Consider the following 13,030-nt stretch of genomic DNA (forward strand, 5'->3'; position numbering starts at 1 on the left):
ATTGTCTGTCTGCTAATAGATACATTTAGGACAAAATAGACTAGAATTATTTATAGGAGGGAACATAACGATGGAAAAACGCCCCCATTATTTCTTTGCCGTAAGAATACCAGAGCATACAAAACTAGTGATGAAAGACCATGTGGAAAAAATCAGAGACATGATCCCGTTTAGTCGCTGGGTCCATGATCAGGATTTACATATAACCCTAGCGTTTCTTGGTGGTGCACCGTCAGATAAATTAACAGAAGCAGTTAAAAACGTTAAAATTGCCCTTAGCGATGAGAAAACACTAGCATTGAACATCAACAAGCTTGGTATTTTCGGTAGTGTGACTTCTCCCCGTATTTTTTGGGCCGGTATAGAGGAAAGCACACATTTACAAGTTATTAGAAAAAAAGTATTTTCCGCTTGTGAGCTGGCAGGGTTCCAACTGGAAACAAGACCATTCCGTCCCCATATTACTCTTGCGAGAAAATGGATAGGTGAACATCCTTTCCAAAACGAAATGCTTAAACTGTGGGAAGAGCTCCAGCCTACGCCCCTTTCATTTGATGCTGTTGATGTGGTGCTTTATCAAACACACCTGAACAAAACACCAAAGTATGAAGCAATTAAAACATATCCTTTAACCAGCACAAAAACATTAAATAAATAAAGGTTGGTAGTATGAAACAAGTATACTTTATTATTAATCCCAAAGCTGGCAATGGTCATTGCTTTAAGATTTGGGAAAGAGTGGAGCACCAACTAAAAGTTAATCATGTAAATTACCTTGCATTTTTTACTGAATACCCTGGACATGCAAAGATTCTTGCCACGCAAATTGTGCAAAAGACTTCTGAGCAAAAGATTGTTATTGCTGTGGGTGGAGATGGAACGATGCACGAGGTGATGAATGGGGCAGTCAACGATAATAAAATTACACTAGGATTTATTCCTGGAGGGTCTGGAAATGACTTTTCTAGAGGTTTTCAAATTCCTGTTGATCCTGTTGAAGCCATAGCAGTAATACTCCGTCTGGCAAAACAAAAGGGTTTGTCAATCGATATCGGGAAAATTAAATTGGCAGAATCAAATGAGCGCTTTTTTATTAATAACATGGGTGCTGGATTTGATGCCCTCATTTCCTATGAAGTAAATCAATCCCGGATGAAAGCCATATTAAATAAACTCTCGATGGGTAGAATGGTTTATGTTTATTTTTTGTTAAAAAAATTATTTACTTATAAAACCACTACAATTGATTTATCAATTGACGGGAAAAAGCATATATTTGAACAGACATGGTTTGTAACTGTTTCGAATCAACCCTATTATGGCGGTGGGATGAAAATTGCCCCTGATGCTGAACCAGATGATGGCCTTTTTGACATTACCGTGGTCCATCAATTATCACGATGGAAACTGCTGCTTGTTTTTATAAGTGTATTTTGGGGAAAACACACCCATTTTAAAGAAGTGAAAACTTATAAGGGCAGGAGTGTATCCATCCATTCTCCAACAAAACTTTTTGTTCATGCAGATGGAGAGCATATCGGATTTACACCATTTAAGATAGATCTTCAAGTAAGCGCTCTGGAAGTGTTAACAAGAAGAAGTCATCCGAAAGAAGTGGAGATGAAAGAGAGGGACTCGAATGATTGCTACTGACCGAAATTTCTTCGCCTATCTAGATGAGATGAAGATCATTACGATTCTTCTACCTCTTTCCTATCATCACGGATTGTCATCCTCCTTTTCGATTACAAGTGATTTTCAAGAACATCCATTGAAAATCATCGAGAAGAGACATATAGATAATAAAATGAAATATATTTGCGAATTTTCAAAAGAGTATTCCTTTGAAAAACAATATGTAATTATCGATGAGCATGGAGGGAAAACTGACCTCCAAATTGGTGCCGTGATTCGAACAGAGGAATTTGACGAGAAATTTTATTATGACGGAAAGGATCTCGGTGTTACCTTCCAACCGGGGCTAACCCGGTTTAAGCTTTGGGCACCCACCGCAACCCAGGTTAAATTAAAGTTACGTCCATCTAATAGTACTTTTTCAGAAATTGTAAAAATGAAAAGAGAAGATTACGGCATTTGGACCGTAGCTGTTAACCGTGATTTAGAGCTCTATCAATATAGTTTTCTAATCTTAGTCAATCAAGAATGGCGTGAGGCTGTGGATCCTTATGCGAAAGCTGTGACCGTTAATGGAGAACTTGGAGTGATTGTAAGATTTGACGAAACCCAGCGAACGCGTCCTAACTTACCTAAAATTGAAAATCCAGTGGATGCCATTATATATGAGACCCACATAAGGGATTTAACGATTCATCCTAAAAGTGGTGTGAAGAATAAGGGTCTGTATCTAGGTGCTGGTGAGCAAAATACAAAAGGAATGGATGGGGAACCCACGGGGTTAGCGTATATTAAAGACCTAGGTGTTACCCATATTGAATTCCTTCCTTTCCATGATTTTGCTGGTGTGGATGAACTGCATCGAAATAAGGAATATAATTGGGGATACAATCCTCTTCATTTCAATGCCCCTGAAGGAAGCTATTCAACGAATCCTGCCAATCCATATTCAAGAATCATCGAATTAAAACAGTTAATTGATCAAGTTCATAGTCTTGGTCTTAGAGTAATCATGGACGTCGTATATAATCATGTATATGTTCGTGAGACCTCATCCTTTGAAAAGGTGGTTCCCGGGTATTATTTTCGTCATAACGAGATCGGACTTCCTTCAAATGGTACGGGAGTAGGAAATGATATTGCTTCAGAACGCAAAATGGTCAGAAAATATATTGTGGATTCCATTCAATATTGGTTGGAAGAATATCATATCGATGGGTTCCGCTTTGATTTAATGGGGATCTTGGATGTGGAGACCATGAAAGAGGTAAGGAAAGTTTGCGATAGGCATTCAACAGGGACGATCATCATCGGTGAAGGCTGGAACCTCAATACACCACTTCCAGCAGAGCAGAAAGCAACAATTGGAAATCAGGCAAAAATGCCACGTATTGCTCAATTCAATGATAAATTTCGTGATTCTATAAAGGGAAGTTCATTTAACTTATTTGATAAAGGCTTTGCCTTAGGTAATGACCATTACCTCGAGGCAGCTAATGAAGTGATAACTGGGAGCATCGGTTTTACTAAACAAGGGCCGGGTACTTTTAATGAACCTTTTCAATCATTAAATTATGTAGAATGTCATGATAACCACACGATGTGGGATAAACTTCAAGCATGTCTCCCCGATGCTGATGATTCGTTACGAATAAAGTATCATCGGCTCGCTACAGCGATTGTTTTGTTGTCCCAGGGAGTCCCCTTTCTACACAGTGGCCAAGAGTTCTTTCGAACAAAAAAGGGGGAGGGGAATAGTTATCGTTCCTCTGATGAAATCAATCAACTGGACTGGGAAAGAAAAATTATATATAAAGATAATGTAGAATATGTAAAAGGACTTATTCAAGTACGTAAGAAATTTTCTTGTTTCCGAATGAGAACTTCTGCAGAAATCCGATCAAATATCCGCCAAATGCCATTAGCTTCACCACTGTTAGGATATAGGTTTATAGGGGATAACGAACTAATTTTACTAATCAATCCCACCACGAAAGAGCACAATATAACGTTACCTGACGGGGATTGGACGGTCTTAGTTGATGATGTAAACGCAGGGATTACTGCCGGGCGGAATATGTATAGGAAAGAATTGAGTATTGAGTCAGTCTCCATAAATGTTTTGCTAAAAAAATAGTTTCTGCAGATATACTTGACGAAAAAAGGTAATCCGAGATAAAATTTAATAAGATGGCTATTGTGTGCAATGGTTTCAATAGCTTTTTTTTTATTTCAAAAAAATAAAAGCTGTTGATGAAACTGTGGTAATATAAGACCTTCCGGCAACGCAGGTTATACCTCTAAATATAGAGGAATAAGCCCATAAGAACGGCATAAATTGAAGGTGAGCAATTTTGGATCATATACTAGGACAAGAGTGGGAAATTACCCCTGCTGGAGGCAAAACAGGTGAAGCCTTTTATGCAAAATATCAAGACCAAAGGCTTTTTTTGAAGCGGAATTCGTCTCCGTTCCTTGCTGTACTCTCAGCAGAAGGCATTGTCCCAAAGCTTGTTTGGACAAAAAGGTTGGAAAGTGGAGATGTAATTACTGCACAGCAGTGGCTTCCCGGCAGAGAACTAAAGCCGTCAGAAATGAATCAAGAACTTGTGGCAAGACTGCTGAAGAAGATTCATTGCTCAGAGCCAATGCTGGGAATGTTAAGCCGGATAGAGACTTCTCCATTACATCCAGAGCCTATATTGAAATCGGTGGTAAATGAGTTAGATGAGCAGATACTTTCCTTGCCTGAAGTGCAAAATGCAATGAGCTTTTTAAAAAAGGAAGCATTAAATGTCTATTGCGATGAGAAAGTGGTTTGTCATGGTGATGTTAACCATAACAACTGGCTGCTTGCAGAAGACAACCAGTTGTATTTGATTGATTGGGACGGGGCAATGATCGCCGACCCCGCCATTGACCTAGGATTGCTCCTATATTGGTATATTCCAAAAGAGAATTGGCAGGATTGGTTAGGCATGTACGGCAAAGAGCTGACCGATAACCTAAAGTTACGAATGAAATGGTATGTTACCATTCAGACGCTTTCTTCAATTCAATGGTATAAAAATAAAAATCGCTTGGAAGAAATGAACAAATGGATAAAGTTCTTGGGTGAAATCCTCTAATCAGGAAAATTGGTCAATATTACTTACCCAGCTTGATAAGTTTGCTTGGTTAGATAAAATATGTTGATCCAAATCAGCAGTACCAACTCCATGGTGGCTGTATTGATATACTTCCTGTAAGATATTCTTAACATTTTGATCCACCTCGGTGTTTACCATTAGAGATTTCACCAATCGCTCTAATTGTTCACATTCGGCAACGGACCCACAGCAATCGGTTTGATGATTGTTTAATATATCTTTTAATAAAGTGACTTGGTCATCATGACTTAATGGCATGAATGGACACCCTCTCAAGTGTTATTTAAAAACAAGAATTCACACTGTTAGGTTGTGAATTCTTTTTTTGTTTATTCATGATCTTATTTTCCATTAAGTTAAACTTGTACTGAAAAATGGTGCATGATATATGTAACGAACAAAATTATTATTAGGAGTGTCATAAATGAGAGTTAGACATAAACCTTGGGCAAAGGAAAAAATAGAGCAGCATCCACAATATATTGTTGCCAATCCTGAAGAATATAAAGGAAAATGGCATGAAGTATTTAATAACGATCAGCCGCTGCATATTGAGGTGGGTACAGGCAAAGGTCAATTTATTACGGAAATGGCTAGAGCGAATCCGACGATAAATTATATTGGTATTGAATTATACGACAGTGTCATCATTACTGCTTTAGAACGATTAATTGAAGCGGATTTACCGAATCTAAGGCTTCTTAATGTAAATGCAGTGGATTTGCCGAAATATTTTGCCAAAAATGATGTGGACCAGGTCTATTTAAACTTCTCTGATCCATGGCCAAAATATCGTCATAGAAAAAGAAGATTAACATATAAGGATTTCCTAAAGCTTTATGAGGATATTATGGTTGATGGTGGTGAAATCCATTTTAAAACAGACAATCAAGGCTTATTTGAACATTCCTTAATTAGCTTTTCAGAGTATGGATTGTTATTAAAGTACATCAGTCTAGATCTTCATAAAAGTGATTATGAAGGTAACATCATGACAGAGTATGAAGAGAAATTCTCAGAAAAAGGAAGCCGTATTTATCGCTGTGAAGTAAAATATCAAAACTAACTTTTTAAGGACAGTTCATTAGTGAACTGTTCTTTTTATTTCTTCAAGTATATACAAAATGTTAATATATAGAAAATGGGCAAAGGGGGCAGAAGGATTGGAAACAGTAAAAGTTGGCGGTGTGACACTAACCTGGTTATCAGGAGGAGTAACAAATTTAGATGGCGGGGCTATGTTTGGGGTTGTACCGAAAGGAATGTGGTCGAAGAAATACCCGTCCAATGAAAGAAATCAAATTGAATTACCAACGGATCCGATGTTCATTCAAATGGATGGGAAAAATTTCTTAGTTGAAACAGGAATTGGTAAAGGGAAATTATCAGAAAAACAATTAAGAAATTTCGGTGTAACGAAAGAATCAGAGTTGGATGAATCTTTAGCTAAGTTAGGTTTTCATCCAGAAGATATCGACTACGTCTTGATGACTCATTTGCATTTTGACCATGCAGGCGGCTTGACAAAACTAGAAAATGGACGATACGTTTCAGCCTTTCCCAATGCAAAAATCATTACATCACAAGTAGAATGGGATGAAATGCGTAACCCTAATATCCGCTCGAAAAATACATATTGGAAAGAAAACTGGGAAGCGATTGAATCGCAGGTAGTTCCTTTTGAAGAAAAATGGAACTTAGGGGCGCTGACCTTGGTTCATACCAGCGGTCATAGTAACGGACATTCCATCCTTATTATAGAGGATCGGGGAGAAATGTTGATTCATATGGCTGATCTGATGGCAACTCATGCCCATCAACCAGTGTTATGGGTGATGGCTTATGACGACTATCCGATGACTTCGATTGCAGCAAAGGAAAAATGGCTTCCATACGGATTACGGAATCACGCATGGTTTAGTTTTTATCATGATGCTTTTTACCGGGCAGTGAAATGGGATACAGAAGGAAAGCAAATTGTTGAAAGTATTAAAAGAGAAAATTAAGTAAAAAAATAGCCGTAACCATTCAGGTACGGCTATTTTTACTATGAAACAAGTTCGTTGGACAAAGACCGAATATCCAAAAGGGTACCAGTTTGGGCATCTACAATGAATTCGAATTGCTCTGTTGTCCCATTATTGTTTTTAGAAATACCGCCTTTATAGACGAGGTAATCGATGTGCTGTTTTTCATACGGCTCTGCTTCCATATGTATCCATGAACCATTGATTGGTCCATTCTTAGTAAATTGCCTTTTTACTTGTTCTAATACTTTTTCGGGCGATACATTTGTTCTACCATAAATGATTTCTTTGGCAGCATATCCGCTAATCAACCCGACCGCTGCACCAAGGAGAAATGACTTCCAATTCATAAAGGACCTCCCAAAGATAAAATTTGGAAAAGATAGGATTCTCTTCTCAGTATATCGTATTTAAGGATAAGGAACATACTATTACTAATATTAAATTCAATTGATGGAAAGAGAACTCAAAGTTTTGTAAAATTATAATATACATAATTAAATCTGAGAAACCTAAAGGAGCTCAAAAAATGAACGATCAAACCTTAAAACTTTTTCAAACACTAACAGAACTTCCTGGTGCTCCCGGAAATGAACATTTGGTCAGAAAATTTATGAGAGAACAATTATCTCAATACGCAGATGAGCTTGTTCAAGATAATCTGGGCAGTATTTTTGGCATGAAAAGAGGAGAAGAGACAGGCCCGACGGTCATGGTTGCAGGTCATATGGATGAAGTAGGCTTCATGGTGACAGCGATTACGGAAAATGGCATGCTTCGCTTTCAGCCTCTTGGTGGCTGGTGGAGTCAAGTAATTCTTGCTCAGCGTGTTCAAGTGATGACCAATAATGGTCCAGTCATTGGTGTCGTTGGTTCGATACCTCCACATCTTTTAGACGATGCAAAGCGTAATAAACCAATGGAAATTAAAAATATGCTGATAGATATCGGCGCAGATAATCGTGAGGATGCCAAACGGATAGGGATTAAGCCTGGTCAGGCAATTCTGCCAATTTGTCCATTTACACCAATGGCCAATCCGAAAAAAATATTAGCCAAAGCATGGGATAACCGCTATGGTTGTGGTTTAGCTATCGAGTTACTGCAGGAATTAAAAGATGAGACTTTACCAAATACACTATTTTCAGGGGCAACGGTTCAAGAAGAGGTTGGTTTACGTGGTGCCCAAACTGCTGCAAATATGATAAACCCGGATATCTTTTTTGCACTGGATGCAAGTCCGGCAAATGATATGACGGGTGATAAGAATGAGTTTGGCCAATTAGGTAAAGGGGCATTGCTTCGCATTCTTGACCGGACAATGGTCACGCATCGCGGGATGAGAGAGTTTGTCCTCGATACAGCTGAAACGAATAAAATTCCTTACCAATATTTTGTTTCGCAGGGAGGAACAGATGCCGGCCGGGTTCATCAATCAAATGAAGGTATTCCTAGTGCGGTTATTGGAATATGCTCACGTTATATTCATACCCATGCCTCAATCGTTCATGTGGATGATTATGCAGCTGCGAAAGAACTAATTGTTAAACTAGTCAAAGCGTGTGACAAAACAACGGTTGATACGATTAAAGCTAACAGTTAGGTTACCTTTTTAGGGGGGCATTTTATGCTCCCTTTACTTTGTTAAAAGGAGTAAATATCATCATGAAAATTATCATTGGGTCAAAGAATCCTGCTAAAATTAGTGCGGTGAAAAATTGTTTTACTGCTGAGGACCATGAGTTTGTTGACTTAGACATCCCATCAGGTGTTAATGAGCAGCCGTTTTCCGATGAGGAAACAATTAAAGGTGCTATTAATCGGGCAAAAGGTGCTTTAAACCTAGGAAGTGGTGATATTGGGATTGGACTTGAAGGAGGTGTACAAGAAACCAGTTACGGATTATTTATATGTAACTGGGGAGCACTTGCAGCCAATGATGGAGAACCGATTATTGCCGGCGGGGCAAGGATCCCACTTCCGGAAGAAGTTGCGGTCCGATTAAGGGCGGGTGAAGAACTCGGACCAGTTATGGAAGATTATGCGAACAGTAAAAATGTAAGGAAACAAGAGGGAGCAGTTGGTATTTTTACTAACGGAATGGTAAATCGCTCTGAAATGTTCACTCATGTTATGAACCTGTTAGTGGGACAATACAAAAGGGGCAGATGATTGGACTGAAAAGTAGTCTACTGCTATGATTTAAGAAGATAGCCATGAAAATGAGCAAAAGATTCTAACGGAGGCGTTGAATTTGAAGAATTTAGAGTCAGTTGAGCAATTTGAACAACTGCGCGATCATGGAAAAACAATTTTCATGTTTTCAGCAGGCTGGTGTCCAGATTGTCGAATTATTGAGCCGATTTTACCAGAAATAGAATCAAAATTTAATGAGTATACATTTATTCATGTTGATCGAGATGAGTATATTGATATATGCCAGCAATTAGATGTCTTCGGAATCCCAAGCTTTATCGCATTCGAAGACGGAAATGAACTAGGCCGATTCGTAAGCAAAGACCGAAAGACACAAGAAGAAATAGAAAACTTTATCTCAGGTTTAAAATAATTTTTAACCACTGCTGATTGGAGCAGAAATCAATACAAGTTTTAGCAGAACCAAAATTATTTAGAACTCTCCATCACTTTGAGATGGAGGGTTTTTCCTGTAAAATAGAAAAGCAGCTCCTAAAATGGAGGAATTTAAAATGAAAATGGATAGCAGAAAAATGAAAACCGAATTAGAGAGACGCCTGGCTCGTGAAGATCGGGTGATTACCTATGATCGAGAGAAGGACCAATTGCGCTTTGAAAGCAAAGAGTCAGGAAAAGGTATAACAGTCGCTTTACCTGGGATTATTGCCAAATGGCATATCGAAAAGGAGAAAGCCATCGATGAAGTCGTTTATTATATTGAAGAAGGGCTTCGTGCGATGGAGGACACAGTTCAGTTAACCGATCATGAGAGGAAAATCTTCCCCGTCATTCGCTCCTCATCCTTCCCAAAGGAGGCAGAAGAGGGGGTGCCATTTTTAATTGACGAGCACACAGCTGAAACAAAAATTTATTATGCCTATGACCAAGGCAACACCTATCGGTTAATCGACTCTCGTATTATGGCAAAAGAGGGCTGGGAAGCAAACAGAATTAAGGAAATTGCTTTATTTAATGCGAGATCCCTTTCTACTCCCCTAAAAGAGGATCAAGTTGCAGGAAATAGCTTTTACTTTTTAAACACAAATGATGGATACGATGCGAGCCGGATCTTAAATAAGGTGTTCTTAAATGAATTCCAAAAGAAGATGACGGGGACAATGGTGCTAGCTGTTCCACACCAGGATGTTTTAATTATTGCTGATATTCGTAATGATCGAGGATATGATGTGATGGCACAGATGGCCATGAGCTTTTTTGCAAATGGTCATGTACCAATAACAGCTTTATCATTTTTATATGAAAATGGTGAATTAGAACCCATTTTTATTTTAGGAAAAAACAAATAATTAAACATAGATGAAGGATCACATTCACAGTGATCTTTTTTCATTGAACTATTTTCACAGGGTGTATTTTGCCTCATTTATAAGAATTATGTCGATAAAATCTAAAAAACTGATAAAATAAAGTGATAGATTTAAAGTAGTTAGTAGAAAGAGTGATAGTTTTGAGCTGGTTCCAAAACCTATTTCAAAAATTAAGAAAAGAAGAAGATGATGAATTTGAGAGTTACTTAATACATAAACAAGAAGGCCAGCCGTTTCTAAACAAAAAAGAAAATTTTAAGGATTTAGAGACCAAGGTGTCCTATCAGTACCCAAAAGGCAGTAATCATCCTTTTCATCCGCCAAAACTTAAGGAAACACCAAAGGAAAAAGAACAAACATTACGACAAAAAAGAAAAAATTCCCACCCAGAACCGCCTAAGCGGATCATTAGGGAAAAGCCAGAAGTTCAAATGGTAAAACAGGAAATGCCCAAGAGAATCATTAAGGAAAAGCAAGAAGTTCAAACGGTAATTCAGGAAATGCCTAAACTTAAAAAAGAACCATCTCTGAAGAAGAACGGTACCTTCCAACCGACAGAAATTCCTTCTCCCGTTTTTGGGTTTAATCGGCCCAAGAATACGGATAAAATTGTCGAGCATGAATTAAGCCGCTTTTTAGAAGAGAATGAAGGAAGTCTGATTGACAGTCCTACTGCTTCAGAAGTGATGACAACTGAAATAGAAATCACTAAACAATCAGAAATTGACATAGAAATTTTCGAAGTGGAAACAATTTCTGGAGAAATGATTCAAAAAGAAACCGTAGTAGAAGCACTGGATGAAAACTCATATGAAGAGGTTAAAGAATTAATAGCAGCAGCAAACGATTCAAATGATGCAGAAGAGGATTTACCTGAACTAGAGACCTTATTAGAACCAGAGTCCGAATCAGAACTAGAGATCATCTCAGAACCAGAGACTAACTCAGGATTAAAGATCATCTCAGAACCAGAGACCAACTCAGGATTAGAGATCATCTCAGAACCAGAGACCAACTCAGGATTAGAGATCATCTCAGAACCAGAGGCAGCACCAGAATCCACAGTACCAAAGCGTTCCCATTTGCCATTTAATGTGATGATGTTAAAACAAGATAAACAAAAATGGGAAGAGCGAAAGAAAAATAGGGGATCGGAAGCACAAGTTGTGCGGTCACAAGAACATGTGCCTCCTGAACAAAATAACCAAGTGATTGACCTATTCCCAAAAAAGGAAGAAGTCATCCAAGATAAACCAGATGATAGTGATTATGTGCTGCCAACATCTAGTTTGCTAAACCCTCCTGTGACAGTGGGGAATGATATGAAATGGTTATTAGAGCAAGAGGAAATATTAAACGAAACCTTAAAAAACTTTAATGTGGGCGCTAGTGTCGTTAATGTAACACAGGGTCCTTCGGTAACTCGTTTTGAAGTTCAGCCGGAGCCAGGTGTTAAGGTAAACAAAATTACCAATTTAACGGATGATATTAAGTTAAGCCTTGCTGCTAGAGATATTAGGATGGAGGCCCCCATCCCAGGAAAGCATACGATTGGGATTGAAGTTCCCAACCAAAAGTCACGTCCTGTATTCATTAACGAAATAATTCAAAGTAGTACTTTCAAAGAATCAAGCTCTCCCTTAACAGCTGTGCTTGGTCTGGATATTGCCGGAAAGCCGATTGTCACAGACTTAAAGAAAATGCCGCACGGTTTGATTGCTGGTGCAACAGGATCAGGGAAGAGTGTGTGCATTAACACGATTTTAGTTAGCTTACTTTTTAAAGCCAGTCCTGAAGACTTAAAGCTATTATTAATTGATCCAAAAATGGTCGAACTCGCACCATACAACCGTATTCCGCATCTTGTCAGTCCAGTTATTACGGATGTTAAGGCGGCGACAGCTGCTTTAAAATGGGCGGTCGATGAAATGGAAAGACGCTACGAATTGTTTGCCCATACCGGTGTTCGTGACATTAATCGCTTTAACGAACTGGCAATAAAGCATAAACAGTATGCGGACAAACTTCCATTTATTGTGATTATTATTGATGAATTAGCTGACTTAATGATGATGTCACCAGCAGATGTGGAAGAAGCTATTTGTAGAATTGCTCAAAAAGCAAGAGCGTGTGGGATTCATTTAATAGTCGCCACACAAAGGCCATCAGTGGATGTAATAACTGGCTTAATTAAAGCCAATATTCCTACCCGAATCGCCTTTTCTGTTTCTTCCCAAGTGGATTCACGCACAATCATAGATATTAGTGGGGCAGAAAAGTTACTCGGCCGCGGTGATATGCTATTTTTAGAAAATGGCTCATCTAAGCCTGTCCGTTTGCAGGGAACGTTTGTCTCGGATGAAGAAATTGATCTGGTCGTAGGTCATGTAAGGGAACAGCGAGAACCAGATTACTTGTTTGAGCAAGAGGAATTATTGAAAAAAGCTCAAGTATCGGAAACAGAAGATGAACTTTTTTATGAGGCCTGTGAATTTATCATTGATCAAGGCGGAGCATCAACATCAAGTCTGCAAAGGCGTTTTAAAATAGGCTATAATCGTGCAGCAAGATTGATGGATATGCTTGAGACTAGTGGCTATATTACTAGTGCAAATGGAAGCAAAGCGCGTGAAGTATTAATTACCCATGCAGATTTAGAATCGATTTTAGAGGCTAATGCAAATAATTAATTGAT

12 protein-coding genes and 1 pseudogene are annotated in these 13,030 nt (G+C 38.5%); 11 read left to right on the forward strand and 2 right to left on the reverse strand.

Features of this window, described 5'->3' with window-relative positions; genetic code table 11:
• Positions 1-70 precede the first annotated feature (70 nt).
• The 4 genes from thpR (at position 71) to M3610_RS15020 (ending at position 4,763) form a co-directional block, all read left to right on the forward strand.
• A complete protein-coding gene (thpR, locus tag M3610_RS15005; protein ID WP_251460160.1) occupies positions 71-658 on the forward strand; it encodes an RNA 2',3'-cyclic phosphodiesterase in 588 nt (195 codons plus the stop codon).
• A gap of 11 nt (positions 659-669) precedes the next feature.
• The gene (locus M3610_RS15010) at positions 670-1,653 is read left to right on the forward strand and encodes a diacylglycerol/lipid kinase family protein (protein ID WP_251460162.1); all 984 of its coding nucleotides are present in this window, start codon (positions 670-672) and stop codon (positions 1,651-1,653) included.
• Positions 1,640-3,772, forward strand: a complete 2,133-nt coding sequence (gene pulA, locus M3610_RS15015) for a type I pullulanase (protein ID WP_251460163.1) — start codon at positions 1,640-1,642, stop codon at positions 3,770-3,772. The genes M3610_RS15010 and pulA overlap by 14 nt, the downstream gene beginning before the upstream one ends.
• A 217-nt stretch (positions 3,773-3,989) precedes the next feature.
• Positions 3,990-4,763, forward strand: coding sequence for a phosphotransferase family protein (locus M3610_RS15020; RefSeq protein ID WP_251460169.1), 774 nt, complete (start codon positions 3,990-3,992; stop codon positions 4,761-4,763).
• Here M3610_RS15020 and M3610_RS15025 read toward each other — a convergent pair whose 3' ends face one another.
• Positions 4,764-5,042 carry a YtzH-like family protein gene (locus tag M3610_RS15025; RefSeq protein WP_098574557.1) on the reverse strand — a complete coding sequence of 93 codons (279 nt, stop codon included), beginning with the start codon at positions 5,040-5,042 and terminating at the stop codon, positions 4,764-4,766.
• Positions 5,043-5,208: 166 nt separating this feature from the next.
• Here M3610_RS15025 and trmB point away from each other — a divergent pair, with 166 nt between their 5' ends.
• The gene (trmB, locus tag M3610_RS15030; protein ID WP_144555169.1) at positions 5,209-5,850 is read left to right on the forward strand and encodes a tRNA (guanosine(46)-N7)-methyltransferase TrmB; all 642 of its coding nucleotides are present in this window, start codon (positions 5,209-5,211) and stop codon (positions 5,848-5,850) included.
• Positions 5,851-5,947: 97 nt separating this feature from the next.
• Positions 5,948-6,790 carry a YtnP family quorum-quenching lactonase gene (locus M3610_RS15035; RefSeq protein WP_098574555.1) on the forward strand — a complete coding sequence of 281 codons (843 nt, stop codon included), beginning with the start codon at positions 5,948-5,950 and terminating at the stop codon, positions 6,788-6,790.
• A gap of 41 nt (positions 6,791-6,831) precedes the next feature.
• Here M3610_RS15035 and M3610_RS15040 read toward each other — a convergent pair whose 3' ends face one another.
• The gene (locus M3610_RS15040) at positions 6,832-7,161 is read right to left on the reverse strand and encodes a PepSY domain-containing protein (protein WP_251460177.1); all 330 of its coding nucleotides are present in this window, start codon (positions 7,159-7,161) and stop codon (positions 6,832-6,834) included.
• A 179-nt stretch (positions 7,162-7,340) separates the two neighbouring features.
• On the opposite strand from M3610_RS15040, the gene M3610_RS15045 reads away from it, so the two are divergent.
• The 5 genes and pseudogenes from M3610_RS15045 to M3610_RS15065 all read left to right on the forward strand — a co-directional run bounded on the left by M3610_RS15045 (position 7,341) and on the right by M3610_RS15065 (position 13,025).
• Entirely contained in the window at positions 7,341-8,414 is a 1,074-nt protein-coding gene (locus M3610_RS15045; RefSeq protein ID WP_098574553.1) for a M42 family metallopeptidase, read from the forward strand.
• Positions 8,415-8,476: 62 nt separating this feature from the next.
• On the forward strand, positions 8,477-8,983 hold the full coding sequence (locus M3610_RS15050) for a DUF84 family protein (protein WP_251460179.1): 507 nt from the start codon (positions 8,477-8,479) through the stop codon (positions 8,981-8,983).
• A gap of 58 nt (positions 8,984-9,041) precedes the next feature.
• Positions 9,042-9,380: pseudogene (locus M3610_RS15055) on the forward strand (thioredoxin family protein); the annotation flags it as partial.
• Positions 9,381-9,525: 145 nt separating this feature from the next.
• Positions 9,526-10,314 carry a DUF1444 domain-containing protein gene (locus M3610_RS15060; RefSeq protein WP_251460427.1) on the forward strand — a complete coding sequence of 263 codons (789 nt, stop codon included), beginning with the start codon at positions 9,526-9,528 and terminating at the stop codon, positions 10,312-10,314.
• Positions 10,315-10,781: 467 nt separating this feature from the next.
• Positions 10,782-13,025: a DNA translocase FtsK gene (locus tag M3610_RS15065; RefSeq protein WP_483870109.1), complete on the forward strand. Its 2,244-nt coding sequence runs from the start codon at positions 10,782-10,784 to the stop codon at positions 13,023-13,025.
• Positions 13,026-13,030: the final 5 nt, after the last annotated feature.

It is taken from the genome of Neobacillus sp. MER 74 (assembly GCF_023714155.1).